This window comes from Niastella sp. (genome assembly GCF_045805085.1).
Taxonomy (GTDB): domain Bacteria; phylum Bacteroidota; class Bacteroidia; order Chitinophagales; family Chitinophagaceae; genus Niastella.
The window spans coordinates 1-16,199 of the sequence record NZ_JBJMLX010000338.1; the positions used below are offsets into that span (position 1 = coordinate 1).

7 protein-coding genes and 1 tRNA gene are annotated in these 16,199 nt (G+C 45.7%); 5 read left to right on the forward strand and 3 right to left on the reverse strand.

From position 1 onward, the window contains the following. Positions 1–136 precede the first annotated feature (136 nt). Complete coding sequence (locus ACJ751_RS17740; protein WP_407746860.1) at positions 137–559, reverse strand: hypothetical protein; 423 nt, start codon at positions 557–559, stop codon at positions 137–139. A 115-nt stretch (positions 560–674) separates the two neighbouring features. After that, positions 675–758 (reverse strand) — tRNA-Leu (locus ACJ751_RS17745). A 393-nt stretch (positions 759–1,151) separates the two neighbouring features. Between ACJ751_RS17745 and ACJ751_RS17750 the strand changes: the two genes are divergently transcribed. Then, positions 1,152–1,562 carry a hypothetical protein gene (locus tag ACJ751_RS17750; protein ID WP_407746861.1) on the forward strand — a complete coding sequence of 137 codons (411 nt, stop codon included), beginning with the start codon at positions 1,152–1,154 and terminating at the stop codon, positions 1,560–1,562. Positions 1,563–1,611: 49 nt separating this feature from the next. On the opposite strand, the gene ACJ751_RS17755 is transcribed toward ACJ751_RS17750, so the two are convergent. Then, positions 1,612–1,734: a hypothetical protein gene (locus tag ACJ751_RS17755; RefSeq protein ID WP_407746862.1), complete on the reverse strand. Its 123-nt coding sequence runs from the start codon at positions 1,732–1,734 to the stop codon at positions 1,612–1,614. 261 nt (positions 1,735–1,995) lie between these two features. On the opposite strand from ACJ751_RS17755, the gene ACJ751_RS17760 reads away from it, so the two are divergent. From ACJ751_RS17760 to ACJ751_RS17775, 4 genes are all read left to right on the forward strand, one after another. Further along, complete coding sequence (locus ACJ751_RS17760; protein WP_407746863.1) at positions 1,996–6,150, forward strand: two-component regulator propeller domain-containing protein; 4,155 nt, start codon at positions 1,996–1,998, stop codon at positions 6,148–6,150. Between the two features lie 147 nt (positions 6,151–6,297). Continuing rightward, positions 6,298–10,599 (forward strand): glycosyl hydrolase, encoded by a 4,302-nt coding sequence (locus ACJ751_RS17765; RefSeq protein WP_407746864.1) that lies wholly within the window; start codon positions 6,298–6,300, stop codon positions 10,597–10,599. A gap of 247 nt (positions 10,600–10,846) precedes the next feature. Next, positions 10,847–14,131 carry a SusC/RagA family TonB-linked outer membrane protein gene (locus tag ACJ751_RS17770; protein WP_407746865.1) on the forward strand — a complete coding sequence of 1,095 codons (3,285 nt, stop codon included), beginning with the start codon at positions 10,847–10,849 and terminating at the stop codon, positions 14,129–14,131. Positions 14,132–14,141: 10 nt separating this feature from the next. Then, positions 14,142–16,157: a RagB/SusD family nutrient uptake outer membrane protein gene (locus tag ACJ751_RS17775; protein WP_407746866.1), complete on the forward strand. Its 2,016-nt coding sequence runs from the start codon at positions 14,142–14,144 to the stop codon at positions 16,155–16,157. The last annotated feature ends 42 nt before the right edge of the window (positions 16,158–16,199 follow it).

Below are 16,199 nucleotides of genomic sequence, written 5' to 3' on the forward strand. Positions count from 1 at the left end.
ATTTGATTGTTGGGTTTGGCATAAATAAAAATACCAGTTGATGGTCGCTGACCTGGGGCACGACCGTAATCAAAATAAAAGGTAATCTTATCTCCATTTTTGTTGGGGCGTTGAATGAAATTCATAAGAAAGGGGTTTAAATAGTGGAAGAATTAAGGCTCAAGGAGTATGCCATGCCAGTTAGAGCTGCCATCTTGTAAACAGTCATTTGGTCGCCTTTTACCAGACTGGGAGAAAGCGGCAAAAAGCGTGTAGAATACTTTTTGTTAAAAAGCCCCAATATGATTCCAGTTACTGCCATTTCGGCTAACCAGCTGACAGAGGCCGAGTTATGTTCCCAATGGTATGTCAAACCGTGTGTCATTTGGGGTTTCAAATGAAGGGATGTGAAGCTTTTTTTGGGAATTTTATGTACCTGATAGTGCTGGTTGTGTGCCGGAACAGGAACATCATTTTGGCGCTTCATTTGGTGTGTCAAATGAAACCATTTTTTGAGCTTTTTTAATACCTGACTGTGCTGGTTGTGTTCCGGAGCAGGAACGTTTTTTCGGTGTGTCATGAGATGTGTCAATTTTGTGTCAATAAAAGCGGCAGAAAGGGGTAAAAAGCGTGGAAAAATGACACACACTAAAATAAAAAAACCCTGTAAATCAATGACTTACAGGGTTAATAAGTGCCCAGAACAGGAATCGAACCTGCACTACCTTGCGATAACCAGATTTTGAGTCTAGCGCGTCTACCAATTCCGCCATCTGGGCTTTTCTTTCTAAAGAACCTGCTTTACCGCTTTAAAATCAAAGACTTATAATCAGTAAACCCCGTCCTTCAAATGGGATGCAATATTACGGAATTGAAAATTCCTGTCCAAAATGTAAGGTGATTTTTTTAAAGAAAAGGCGCTGGTGTATATCTGTGTAATTTTTAAAATTTGTTCTTACCTATGACCCGATAATGCATGTATTGTGACAAATTTCTTTGCGGAAAATGGGGTATTAACAAAACGCATAACGTTAACGTTTAGTTAACACATTTGCTAGCCATTGATTACCAGTGCTTAACAAGGTAAGTGTTAATCATTATACCCAATCACATTAATTCGGAGATTTTCACTGGAAACAATTCAACTGTATATTGGTAAAAAATACATCATCATGGGTCTCGTTGAAAAAAGAGCTATTAAAAGTTTCCAGGACACTAAATTTCCCGAACTGGAAAAAGAGATCAACTCAATTGCCGGTTATCCTATTGAGTTTTCCGTTGAATGGGACACGCTTGCTGCCCCTGACTATGCCGACAGGTACGAGGAGTACTTTACCGACATTTACTTCAAACCCATTATTGAAACCTTTAAATTCATCGCTGCTGATGATATGGGTAAAGAAGCCCTGAAAGAGATCCTGCAAAAAATTCACATCAAAAATGATGGCACCGTTACTTCCGAAGTAAGGGCCTACAGTTTTGAAGGTGGTGTTTTAACGGTTAATCATGACCCCGTTGTAAATGCGCATCACGTTGATTATCGTACGAAAAAGCTGACAGAAGTATTATCTTCAAAAATGTAATACATTAAGCTGAAAAAGTTCCTGCCGTAATGCGGCAGGAACTTTTAGTTTATATAGCTTCCGGCTGCGGAATGTTCATCACTCCAACCTCAAAGTGAACAGGACTGCCAGCGGCGTCGGTAAAAACACGCTCCATCCCGGGTTTTGGAATATCAGCAAACAGGTATGACATGTCGCGAATAAAGATGCCAATTTGTAACCTGTTAGCAATTAGCTGATTACTAGCAACTATAACAACAATTGTACGCCTTTGACAAGTTTGGTGTATGGAATTAATCAGACCATTATAAACGTTTGATTGACGCTTAAGTTGCTATTATTCTTTTTATATTTGCTTGTAGCGTTTTTTAAAATGGGTTCTTATTGTAACTAAACTGCTACCCAAAACTTGCTTACATATTACACTAAACGATTGCCTGTTCAACTTGGACTGTTGCTTGCTTTTTTAACAAGCTGCTTTCCCGCCATAGGCGGCGACTCCATACCAATCAGCCGGTTAAATATAGACCGTGGCCTCTCTAATAATTCCGTTCGGTGTATTTTTCAGGATCACAAAGGTTTTATGTGGTTTGGTACTTATGACGGATTAAACCGGTTTGATGGTTATGACTTCAACGTGTTCAGAAACGTTCTGGAAGACACCAATTCTCTACCTCATAATTTTATCTACGTAATCACTGAAGACAGCAGCTATAATTTGTGGGTCGGTACAGGCCAGGGCATTGGTATATATGATATGGTTGCCGGCAAATTTCACCTTGCATCATACCAGCGGCACGACAATGGTAAAATAAATCGAATTACAAGTCACGTCGGCAGTATGGCAGTTGACAAAACCGGTAATGTATATATTGGTACCAATGGGAACGGTCTCATGGTGGCAACGAAAGGCAAACGTATTGCAAAGCAGATCCCGCTGTTTGAAAATGGCAGCAGCACAACCGGTTACAATGTTACTTCTATTGCAATAGACAGAACAGGCAACGTGTGGATGTTTATTGCCCGGCTGGGACTTTACCGGTTAAATGAAAAAACACAGCAAATTGTCCCTGTAAAAACGCAGTTCGGTGATGCCGCAGTAATGCAATTCGACAAGCAGGGCAACCTGTGGATAGGTGCAACAGCAGCCCTGTATCAGTACCAGCCGGCCAGTCAATCCCTGCAACTCAAATATTCCCGTCAAAGTACAAACCGGCAGCCAAATAAAATTGTCAGTCTGCTGATTGACAAAGGAGACAAAATATGGGTAGGCTACCGTGGAGGCGGCGCAGTGGTCCTTGACCAGCAGAACCTTACCATAAAACAATTGAAGACAGGCGACAGCCCCTATGAGTTATCGGGTGAAGTGGTGTCGGCAATTTATGAAGACAGGGACGGTAGAAAATGGATAGGTACACTCAATGGAGGGATTGATATGTATTATCCCGAACAGCAATTCTTTCATACTATCTCGCATACCCAATACGGTAGAAACGGCCTTATAAGTAATTTTGCTTCCTGTTTTCTCGAACACAGCGATGGAACCATCTGGGTAGGAACCGATGGTGGCGGACTCAGCCTGTGGGACAGGAAGACTGGCACGTTTTCCAATTATAAAAACGATCCTGCAAAAGCAGGCTCATTGACCAATAACCACGTAAGCAGCATTATACAGGACTTCAAAGGCGATGTATGGGTGGCCACTTTTGGCGGAGGCATTAACAAGTGGAACAACATAAATAAAACTTTTATCCCCTATAAGTGCAGGAATGAATCTGAAAGCCTGATAAACGAAAACGTGTGGATCATGTTTGAAGACACGAACAAGGTGTTATGGGCCACCACATTTGGCAGTGGAATGCTTTATTATCTGAACCGGGAGAAAGACCGCTTTGAAGTGTTTAGCCAGCACCTCGTAGACCTGCTATCCATTTACCAGGATAAAAGCGGTGGATTATGGGCCGGGACTGCGCACGAACTGATCAGGATCGACCCGGCCGATAAACACCATGTTCGCTATGAGATCGGCAAACCGGTGCGCGCCATCCTTGAAGACAAGGCTGGCAATATGTGGGTAGGAGCAGAAGGGGGAGGGCTTATTCTTGTTGACCGTCAAAGCGGGAAACTGTTAAAACGATTCACGGCAAAAGATGGGCTGTCGAACAACGGCGTATTGAATATCCTCGAAGACGGCAATGGAAACCTTTGGATGAGTACGTTCAACGGGTTATCCGAATTCAATAATAAAACCAATACTTTCAGAACTTATTTTCAGGATGATGGGTTGCAAAGCAACCAGTTCCTGTATGGCGCCGCGCTGAAACTCGGCACCGGCGAAATGCTCTTTGGAGGGATCCGTGGTTTTAATATTTTTAATCCTGCAGTTGTTCCGGTTGCTAAAAATAACCCTGCCGTGCTCATGACAGATATGTATATTAATAACCAGCCATTGTCTCAGGCTGGTGCTTATATTAAGCAAACCTTGCAGGGAAGAATTACGGCCATTGAAATGCCATTCAACGATGCTTCCGTGTCTGTTAATTTTACTGCATTGGAATATGGCAAACCTGGCAAGATCAGGTATGCGTTTTTCCTGGAAGGGTGGGATAAAGACTGGAATTATATTGGAAACATCCGTCAGGCGAATTATACGAAGCTGCATGAAGGGAACTATCTGTTACATGTCAGGGCCACCAATACGGAAGGCAACTGGTCCGGGAAAGAACTGACCCTGCGGATAAAAGTGCTGCCGCCCTGGTACCGGTCGTGGTGGGCTTACGGCCTGTATGCAATGCTTTTTATATGGGCAGTTGTTTTTTACCAACGCTATAGAATAAACCAGGCGAAACTTAAATATGACATAGCGCTGGCAAAAGCAAATGCCAGTAAAGAAAAAGCGGAACGGGAAAAGGCAGAGGCTGAATATAAGATCCACCTTGCTGAAACCGAAATGGAAAAAATAAGAATTGAAAAGGAGCAGGAGATCAATGACAGGCGGCTGTCTTTTTTCACAAATGTTACCCACGAATTCAGAACACCCATCAGTTTGATCATTAACCCTGTAAAAGAGCTTTTGCAAAGCAGTGACGTAAATAAAAAGGACCATGGTGTACTGAAACTTGTTTACCGCAATGCCCGCAGGCTGCTGAACCTTGTTGACCAGTTGCTTTTATTCCGTAAGGCAGAAGCAGGTGCAGACCGGCTTCGCATCGTACAACTTGATCTCAATGTTTTATGCAGGGAGGTTTTCCTGGCGTTTGAGCACCAGGCTCAAACCGGCAATATCCATTATACATACAAAACACCACCCGATCCCGTTGAAATATATTCCGACCGCGAAAAACTGGAGATCGTTTTTCTAAACCTCTTATCCAACGCTTTTAAATATACGCCGGCCGGAGGCCGCATTTCCGTAGAATTGACAGAAGATACCGATAAGGCTATCTTGTCGGTGAACGATACAGGTTATGGCATTCCGGTCCATGTAGGCGACCAATTGTTCGAACGGTTTTACCAGGTGCGACATAGCACACCTGCAAAACCCGGTTTTGGTATTGGTTTATATCTTGTAAAGCATTTTATGAACAGCCTGAAAGGCGCTGTCTGGTATGAAAGCGAGGAGGGAAAGGGAACCTCATTTCATATCCAGATCCTGAAAGGGACCCAACACATTGACGAGGAGTTGATCATGCCGTCAGCAACAACATCAACCGGAATTTTCCAGGAACTGGTTGAAAGCGATTACCCATCCGAAACAGCTGGGCGCGAAACGAACAAATTAAGCGAACTCGATGCACTGGTGAATGAAAAAAAATCCATACTGGTCGTGGATGACGACGACCAAACGGTGGCTTACCTTTCGGGATTCTTTGCAGAAAAGTTTACGGTATTTACTGCTAATAATGCTACAGAGGGCTTAAAACTGGCCGGAAAACAGATACCCGACATTATCATTAGTGATATTAATATGGAGGGCACTAGTGGTATTGAGTTTTGTATCAATATCAAAGAAGATCCTAATTTAAGCCATATCCCGGTCATTCTGCTAACGGGTAACAGCGCCCAGCAAACCAGGCTGGATGGTTTGGAAGGAGGTGCAGACGATTATATCACCAAGCCGTTCGATAAAGATTTATTAATGGCACGGGTACAAAATATTCTCAAAAGCCGCACCACGCTGCAAAAATATTTCTATAATACGATCACTTTTGGAAAGACTGCTTATAAAGTAGCGCCGGAATACCAGCAATTTCTTGATAACTGCATTCACATCGTTGAAGAACATCTCGACAATCCGGATTTTGGGATAAAAATGTTAGCCGCTGAACTGCACATGGGGCAATCGAACCTGTACAAGAAGATCAAATCGATCTGCGGCCAGCCGCCAACAGCTTTTATCCGGTTTATACGGCTTCGCAAAGCCGCTAAATTACTTATGGAAACCGATTGTAATATTACCCAGGCCGCATTTGAATCGGGTTTCAATGATCTCAAATATTTCCGTGAGCAGTTTACAAGGCTGTTCGGACTAAGACCCTCTGACTACGTAAAAACTTTCCGTAAAGGACGCGGCAAACATTCCTCCACTGATGACACTGATGATAATTAGCCGCCGGATCGCTTTTTAATCTTGATTTCCCCCTGTTTATTACTGATTACCCCCTGTCTTCGGCAGCAGTAAACCGTATTTTGCACCAGGCCGGCACTCCGTCCTCATGAGATCGCGAACGATTTTATAATTAACGAAACCTTGCATATGAAAAGATTTTTACTACTCATCACCTTATTGGTGCCGGGGCTGCATAGCGCTGTCTTTGCACAGGCGCCCGGCCTGCCCGTAAAAGGAACACTTGAACAAACGTTGATAACCAACCGGTCTTTTACGAACAGCAGTCAAACCGACACTGTAATGATGCCACTGGCTTTACCTGGCAGCTATACGCTGGAAGTAAAAGCCCGGGTGAGCAGCGCCAACGGCCGCGGCCTTGATCTGGAAGGCCGTGATCAGTTATTCAAAGGCTTCAGGCTATCACTCGATACGGCACGGCTGGCAAACACCGCCTCGCTAACTGCACCTCAAACCCTGTCTGCTACAAGGGCTGCAGATGAATATGTGATAAGGGTAGCCGTCAAAAACGACACGGCGCATTTCTACCAGAATGGCGCTTACCTGCAGTCCAAACCACTAACCACCATTAAAGATATTGTCAATGGCGTGGAAACTGCTCCTCCTTCCATGGATACTATAACCGGTACCAACTTACTGGCCAACTGGAGAGGCATACCACCCGATACATTGGGAAAGCCGATCAGGTACGGGTGGAAACGCAGCGATGGCGACACCAGTATCTTCAATGTAGCCAATTCGGGTAGCGGCGTTCGTTACCTGGATATCAACGCGTCGTCAGGAACAAATACAGAAACCTATAACGGTTCCCTCTATACCGGGCGAATCATGTATATCCGCTGGGATTTTAATGGCGCGTCCGGCATGGCCTATTGTTTCCCGGTGACACTGGAAGCCAATCAACGCTATAAATTCTCCTGGCTGAAAGCGTATATCAGCAACGCCGGCAGCGGACCTAAATCTATGACGGTAGGCATTGGTACAACACCCACCGTTGCGGGCCGCATGGCATCCCAAACATTCAATACAACCGGCACCCGGGTGCTTACACAGGAAGATTTTTCCTTTAGTGCACAGGCAGCCGGACAGTATTACATTACAATTACCGGCGATTGGGCCCTTTTTGCAATAGCTGAAGTAAGCCTGTACAAATTAATCGCCAATGGCGAAGTAGTACCCCGGTTCGTTTTTGGTAAAAACTATCCCGCTGGCGCCGTAAACATGCAAATTGTAGCAGCGAGCTATTCAGCAGGCGCTTATGCACCCGATGCATTGGTGAACGGCCCGCGGCAAACGGTCATCCTTACCGGGAACCGGCAGGCTATACCCACCACGTTTAACACCAACTTTGTAGTGCCCGGCAAAACCGATGTGCATTTGACCGGAGACAACACCCCGTTTGTAAATGCTGAGGTTACCCTGAACAACGATGATTCCTGGCTTTTCTTTGACAATATAAAACCGTCGAAGGTGATCAGCGACTGGTTAGGCGCCGTAAGCGTAAATGGTCAGCCGGCCGGCAATGGAGCCAATGTACGTGTTGCCATCTATGGCAACGGGTCGGTTGTAATACCCAATGGTATTGCTTCGCAGCAAAAAGCGATCACCCTGTTCACCGGTGAGAATTTCACGGGCGATTCAGCAAGCTATGAGATCTTTACTATCTATGACAGCCTGGGCGCCTACGATAACCGGTTCAGATCATTCAAACTAAAAAGAGGCTATTCGGTAACAATCGGTTCTAATGCACAAGGGCTTGGTTTCAGCAAAGTGTACATCGCCGATATGCAGGAGATAGCCGTGCCGGTTATACCCAAAGGCCTTTATGGCAAAGTTTCATTTATACGTGCCTTTAAATGGGATTATGTAAGTAAAAAAGGATGGGCCGGTGGCGGTGCTCCATTGGAGCAGGTCAATGCAACCTGGAGTTACGATTGGAGTGCAGGCGGCGCTACCACGGTGAATACCCAATACGTTCCCATCAGGCAAAATGGGGGCTGGCCCGATTTCAATACCATATATAATAAACAGAACAGCAACCATCTGCTCGGATTCAATGAACCCGACCATACCGATCAGGCCAACATGACCGTTGAGCAGGCCATCGACCAATGGCCACAATTGTTACAATCCGGTTTTCGCCTGGGCTCACCCGCGCCAAGTTCACCTAACAGCTGGCTTAAACGCTTTATGGATAAGGCAGACAGTTTAAATTACCGGATTGATTTTACCGCAGTGCATTGTTATTGGAACAGCCGGGTTAGTGGTGGTCGTGCAGACAGCTGGTACAGCGGATTGCTGAGCGCCTTCAATCAGTATGGCAACAAGCGCCCTATCTGGATCACAGAGTGGAATAACGGGGCTAACTGGACGGGTGAAGCGTGGCCAACAGATACAGCGGCTGCATTGCAAAAGCAGTTAAGCGATATAAAGTTGATCTTACAGGTACTTGATACCACTTCCTTTGTAGAACGGTATTCTATTTACAACTGGGTACAATACCAGCGTGCAATGGTGCTGGCCGATACACTTACTCCTGCAGGAAAATATTATGCTGCTAACAGATCAGCCCTGGCTTATACATCAGATCCGGCCATTTACAAGCCTGCTGACAGCTATAACCACACCTGGCACATAGCAGCGCCGGTGTTGACAGGATCGCTGTCTGAAGATTATAAAAAGGTGAACCTGTCCTGGCTGGATATCAATGGAGACCTTGGGGTTAAATATGTAATTGAACGCAAAAGAAATAGTGATACTGGTTATATCCAACTCGGCGAATTGTTCCTTGATTCTAATTATACAGAAGGCAAAACGGTGATCTTTTCAGACAGTATTATCTATGACACGGCCCGCTACCGCTTATACGCGATCAGCTATGAAGGCGGAAAATCCTGGTATTCAGCCGATCTTTTATTCACAAGAGATCTCAGGGCTCAACCTCCGGTGCTGGCTGGTAAGGCTGTTGCTGCCACCCAGGTAAACCTGAGCTGGACAGCGGTTACGAACGGCCGCTCTTATAGGTTAAAAAGAAGCCAGTCACGTAATGGCGCTTATACTGTGGTGGCAGATTATTTAAAGGATAGTACTTACCAGGACAAAGGATTGACAGCTGATACTACATACTATTATACCATTGCATCGCTGAATTCAGGAGGTGAAAGCGCCAATGGAGATACGCTACTCATTACAACACCTGTTTTACAGGCGCCTGACAGTGTGCTTCACCCGCGCATTGCATCTGGCGATACGCGCATTACCCTTACATGGGACTTTCAATACGACGCAAAATACAAAGTGCTGCGTGCGGCTGCACAGTCGGGGCCATATGATACAATTGCACCGGATCTTGATTCACTGAAATATGTAGATAAAGGCCTCACGAATGAACAGGGGTATTATTACCAGGTGATGGCCTATAACGATGCCGGCCAGAGCCCGGCAACGGGGTTGTGGGGTAAACCGGTGCAGGGCCAGCACTTGCATATCAGTTTTGATGATACAGCCGGTTTATTGGCAGAAGACAATTGGGGTGGTGATCATGCCCTGTTTGCATCCGGTGCTGTTCGTGGTACAGGTTATAAAGGACAGGCGCTGCAGCTCAATGGAACTGCCACCTCGTATGCATACCTGAAAGACAAAGGACCAATAAGTGAATTAACTGATTTCACCATTGCAACATGGGTGAATATAAAAAGCCTTTCGGGCTGGATGCGCATTTTCGATTTTGGAAGCGGTACCAATCAATACATGTTCCTGACACCACAGGCAGGAACAACCGGCGGATTGCCCATACTGCGTTACGGGATCAAGAACGGCAGCGCCGAACAACTGGTCAGTTATCCGTTTGCCTTTCCTTTGAATACCTGGACACATATAGCTGTCTCTCAGTCAGGGCCGGCCGTGAAACTGTATGTGAATGGTCAGGCTGTGGCAAGTAATAATGCCGTTACTATGCATCCGGCAGACCTGGGCGCCACTACGCAGAACTATCTGGGCAAGTCGCAATTCAATGACCCATTGCTCAATGGTCTTATTGACGAATTCAGCATCTATAATTATGCACTGTCCGATACTGAGGTAAACCAGCTTGCATCGGGCCTGGAACTCAAAAAATACCAGGTAATTACTTTTGCATCGCGTGTGGCATCGGCCAGTGCTGGTTTGGCTGTTTCCGATCAGGCAAACGCGGTTGAAAAAGGAGTTCAGTTGTATCCAAACCCTGTCAAAGAGAACCTCATGATCAGGTTAGCCCTGGTACACAGAGGCGCTTATTGTCAGGTGTATAATGAGGCAGGTATCCAGGTTGCTGCTGCGGCTATTTATAATACGGTACAGCAACTGCCGGTAAAACAACTTGCGGCAGGCGTTTACCATGTAATAATTCACAATGGAAATGACATCTTGTCCAGGAAAATAATAAAAGAATAAGCAGGCTCATACCGCAAAAGCAGTTGGTTAATAAGCCCTGACGGCATCGTCGGGGCTTTTTTATAATTGTAATTCCCAGGCTGGGCCAACTGATCATTTTATGGAACAATAGTGACACTTGAAAGAGGGGCAAATCCTGATTAGCCCCCTTTTATTCAGGATTACACCCCGATAAAGGTGATTTGAACACATATTTTCACGGGACAATTATCCAAAACTATTGTATTCACACATTTAATGATTGCTTATGAGAATTGTAAACTTTTGTAAAACGAAAAGCTTTTACCTTTTTGTCATGCGGCAATATGTGCTGTCATTATTTCTTTTGATAGCCATTTCGCCGGGAGTTTTTGCCCAGTCAAAGCTCATCTCCGGAAAAGTAATAGATGCCTATTCCAGCCAGCCTGTTCCAGGCGTCACGGTTTCTGAACAGAATGGCCGTAACGGCGCCATTTCAAACATGAAAGGTGATTTTTCGTTGCACATTGCGCCGAATGCAAAAATTGTTTTTTCTTCTACGGGTTATGTTACACAAACTGTCACCGTTGGAGACGCTGCTGTTCTTGAAATAAAGCTTGTGCCTGATACCAGGTTATTGGATGATGTAGTAGTTATTGGCTATGGCCAGGCAAGAAAAAAAGATCTTACGGGTTCGGTAGTACAGATCCGCCCGGAAAATCTGGCCAATGAAAATCCGAATACCGTTCAGGACATCCTTCGCGGAACGCCGGGTTTAAGTGTAGGGTACGATCCCTCCGCAAAAGGCGGTGGTTCCATGCAGCTCCGCGGGCAGCGCTCAGTGTATACTGCCGGCGGGCATAATGATCCGTTGATCATTCTGGACGGAATGATCTTTTACGGGGAACTGTCAGAGATCAATCCCGATGATATCAGCCAGATCGATGTACTAAAGGATGCGTCGGCTGCAGCCATTTACGGATCGAGAGCGGCAAGCGGGGTAATCATCATTACCACCAAAAAAGGAAAGCCGGGTAAGCCGGTCGTCAATTTCTCTTCTAACTTAGGCGCAACGACAAAGAGCGCTTACCGGGAAGTTTTTGGGCCTCAGGCCTACATGAAGTACCGCGAAGACTGGTATAAAACGCCCACTTACGGGTCAAACTCCACTACAGGTAATTATGAGCCCTATCAAACAGCAGCTACTGTAACTAAACCTGGTTATTTCGATTCTCCGGAAAATGCAGGCAATTACGGGGTGAGCATTGATCAATGGCGGGCATACACTACTAATGCAGCCGGAGAAACTGATGCCAGTATTTATGCTAAACGCCTGGGGCTTGAAGGTGGGGTTTTGAAGGACTACCTCGCAGGTAATACCTACGATTGGTATAATAATACTTTTCGTACCGGTTTAAACCAGGATTACAACGCCAGTGTATCTGGCGCCAGTGATAAAATGAACTATTATATGTCCGTTGGCTACCTGCGCAACGAAGGCGCCGTAAACTACAATAATTATAAAGCTGTGCGTTCCAACCTGAAGCTGGAAGGAAAAGTAAATAAATGGCTTGATATAGGTGCCAATGTGAATTTTCAAGACCGTAGTGACGGCGACCTCGCACCCGGCTTAGGTACAAATTATTGGGAATCCAATCCAATACGTAATTCCCCGTACAGTCATTATAGAAATCCGGATGGAAGCCTGGCGCAGTATCCGATGGGTGACGAAACCATAAAAAGAGGGTATAATTATGATTTTGAAAAGCAGTATCTGGACTTGGAGAAAGGGTACACCGTACTTAATACGATACTGACCGCTAAAGTGAAGCTGCCATTTAATATTACCTACTCATTTAACGCATCGCCGCGTTACCAGTGGTTCTACAATCGCTATTTTATGTCGGCTGCAGAGCCGGATATGTTGGCTGTAAACAGGGGAGTGGATCGTGAGAATTCAAAAAGATTCGATTGGTCGTTGAACAACACACTGGCATGGGAACACACATTCGCAAAGAAACATCGGGTGAGCCTGACATTGGTACAGGAAGCCGAAGATCGCAGGTACTGGCAAGACAGGACCGAAGCCCGCAATATCCTGCCTTCTGATGCGTTGGGTTTCCACAACACATCGAATGCGACAAAGGAAAACAGTACCTTTTCAACCGAGGATGCTCACCAATCTGCCGATGCATTGCTGGCGCGGGCCTTCTATTCATACGACAACCGCTATATGTTGACAGCATCAGTGCGTCGTGACGGTTATTCAGCATTCGGGCAAAAAAATCCTTATGCAACATTTCCGTCATTGGCAGCCGGCTGGTCGTTTGCCAATGAAAAATTCTTTAAGTGGAGTCACATCATGAGTACTGGTAAATTGCGTGTCTCCTACGGTGAAAACGGGAACCGTTCATTGGGAGATCCTTATGTATCCCTGGCAAATCTTGGTTCCGGCGCAGGCGCAACGATGGGGTACATTGTGGCAAGTGGCATGGAAGAGGTAAAGTATTTGTTGGTTGATCGCATGTCAAATCCAAACCTGCAATGGGAGAAAACCGCGTCATTGAACGTAGGTCTTGACTATGGTTTTCTGAATGACCGCATCACGGGAGCTGTTGAATTCTATTCAATGAGAACGCATGATATGATCATGGCTCAACGCCTTCCTGGTTTCACCGGTTTTGCCAGCATCACCACCAACCTCGGAGAAGTGCAAAACAAAGGTTTTGAGATCTCTGTGAACACCTTAAATGTTAAAAGCAAGGTGGTGGAATGGAGAACAACCCTGAACTTTTCGTACAACAAAAACACGATCACGCACCTCTATTATCAATCTGAAAATATTTTAGATGCAAACGGTAATGTTATAGGCGTTAAGGAAATGGACGATAAGAGCAATGGCTGGTTCATCGGCAAACCCATCAGCGCTATCTGGAGTCACCAGGTAACGGGCATCTGGCAGGCAAGCGAAGCCGCAGAAGCCAGGAAATACGGACAAAGTCCCGGTGATCCCAAAATCGCCAATAATTATACAGCTGACGACAAAAAAAACGCCGACGGATCTACCACCGCAGTTTATAACGACAATGATAAAGTGTTTTTAGGGCAAACAGCGCCGCCTGTAAACTGGCAGTTGCGTAACGACTTTACTTTTTTCAGCAACCTGACCCTTTCGTTCAATATTTACTCGTATATGGGGCACAAGAGTCTTTCGGGAAACTATATGAACAAGGACAATGGAGGTTCGTTGATTACCGCCAATTTTAATACATTCTCCAAAGCGTACTGGACACCGGAAAATCCTACCAACAAGTATGCGAGACTGGATGCAACGGGACCTGCAGGCGCTGCAACAGATAAGTTGTATGACCGCTCCTTTATTCGTTTTGAAAATGTGGCTGTAGGCTATACGTTCCCAAAAACATGGACCAGGAAAGTGGATGTTGAAAAAGTAAAATTGTATGGTTCAGTTCGCAACGTGGCTGTATGGCAGCGTGATTGGGAATATGGTGACCCCGAAACAGGAAATCTGGCAACCCGCATTTTTTCCCTTGGCTTGAATGTAACCTTCTAAAAAAACAAGTATGAACTTATATAAATTTAAAAATAAAAAGGCATTATCGATCGTAGCAGGGATGATGCTGGTCTTATCGGGTTCAATATTTTTTAGCGGCTGTAAACGGGAGTTCCTGTCGCCTGATCCGCTGTCGTTTTACGAACCGACCGCCACCTTTAGCACTGAGTCGGGCCTGCAGGCTGCATTGGCTATCAGTGACCGCCATTTACGTTCCTATTGGACCAATACCGCTGCGAACACCAACTCTGTTGTTATAGGAACAGAATACATGTTTTCAGACCTGGCTGTTTATGGCAAAACCGATGTTGACGGAAATTCCGTTAACTATAATTTCGCTGATAATTTAACCCCCACTGCCGGGGCAGCAGGCCCCGCAGGCAATGATGGTAATTACATTAATCATTTTTGGGATGAAACGTATAACGGCATCAAGTATGCCAATACCGTTCTTACCTATGTAGACAAAGTAACATCCTTAAGTGAGGCTACTAAAAATTCCTATAAAGGCAGAGCTTACTTTCACCGCGCCTTCCGTTACCTGGCGCTTGTTTTTCAATACGGCGATGTACCATTAATAACTAAGATACTGGAGGTGCCCAAGCAAAATTACCGCAGCACAAAAAAGGCGGCTATCCTGGACATGATTACGAAAGATATGGAGTTTGCCGTACAATGGGTACCCGACCAGAAAGATATGACTGAAACAGGAATGGTCAATAAAGGGGCATGCCGTATGCTGTTAATCAAATGTTACCTGGCTACCGGTCAGTGGCAGAAAGCCAAAGATCTGGCAGACGTACTAATCAATCAGTCAGGTTATTCATTGATGAGGAACTCCTTCGGTACCTTTTACCCTGGCGGAGAGCCTAAGACCTGGCCCATTACCCGTAACGTGATCTGGGATTTACACCGCCCTGAAAACAAGTTGATCGCTTCCAATACAGAGGTGATCATGGGTATGCCTAACCGCGGCGCACAGTCGAACATTGCTTTTGCTACTATGCGTATCTTCGGGCCTGCTTTAAATAATGGCAGCCTGAAATCGCCCGATGGAAAAAATGCAGAAGATCTTTACGCCCGTAATAATTCCAACTACCGGGCCGACCTTGATTACGGCAGGGCCATCGGTCGGGGCATAGGTGTTTTCCGTCCAACCTCTTATGCGCAGCATGGATTGTGGGTGGTTAATGGCATAGAGGATAATAATGATTTGAGGCACAACAGCAAAGTAGGGAACTGGGGAAGAATGGATTCGGTCAAATACGGGACCAATACAACTACCTATCGTGGTCAGAACCTCCGGCTCTATCATCCGACTACGGGCGCTATCCTGTGCGCGGATACCATCCGCTGCTGGTTCGACTGGCCGCACTATAAGATCTTTATACAGGATGTGGAGGCAGAAGCCAACCTGGGCGCCAATGCCTATGCAGGTGCCACCAAAGGAAGCGTTGCCGACTGGTATCTTTATCGTTTGGCTGAAGCTTATTTGCTGCGCGCCGAAGCAAAATTCTATTTAGGCGATGCTGCAGGCGCTGCTACAGACGTAAATGAATTGCGCAAAAGAGCTGGCTGTACACAGTTTTATCCAACAGTTACCATCGGCGACATAATGGATGAACGCGCCCGTGAACTATACCTCGAAGAATGGCGGCATATGGAATTGAGCCGGGTTTCCTATTGTCTGGCGCTGAGTGGCAAACCCGACGAATGGGGCAACACGTACAATGTGGATACCTATGACAAGACTTCGGGTGTGGATATGAGCGGCGGCAGTTATTGGTATCAGCGCGTTGTACGCGACGGCGGCATCTATAACAGGGGAGGAGTGACCTCGAACAACCGCACACTCAATTACAAAATGAATAAGTGCAACCTTTACTGGCCCATTCCGAATGCTGCCATCACAGCTAACAACAAAGGAAAACTTAACCAGAATTTTGGTTATAACGGCTATGATGCCGGTACGCCACGGTGGGAAACCTGGGAGGAAGCTGTAGCGGATGAGGACAAAACTGAGTAGGGAGTGATCAGGTGATGAATAGTATATCATAATTATTATTTA

Excerpts from the sequence above, each read along its gene's own strand:
- ACJ751_RS17740 (WP_407746860.1), bottom strand. The coding sequence starts at position 559 with ATGACACACCGAAAAAACGTTCCTGCTCCGGAACACAACCAGCACAGT.
- ACJ751_RS17750 (WP_407746861.1), top strand. The coding sequence starts at position 1,152 with ATGGGTCTCGTTGAAAAAAGAGCTATTAAAAGTTTCCAGGACACTAAA.
- ACJ751_RS17755 (WP_407746862.1), bottom strand. The coding sequence starts at position 1,734 with ATGTCATACCTGTTTGCTGATATTCCAAAACCCGGGATGGAGCGTGTT.
- ACJ751_RS17765 (WP_407746864.1), top strand. The coding sequence starts at position 6,298 with ATGAAAAGATTTTTACTACTCATCACCTTATTGGTGCCGGGGCTGCAT.
- ACJ751_RS17770 (WP_407746865.1), top strand. The coding sequence starts at position 10,847 with ATGAGAATTGTAAACTTTTGTAAAACGAAAAGCTTTTACCTTTTTGTC.
- ACJ751_RS17775 (WP_407746866.1), top strand. The coding sequence starts at position 14,142 with ATGAACTTATATAAATTTAAAAATAAAAAGGCATTATCGATCGTAGCA.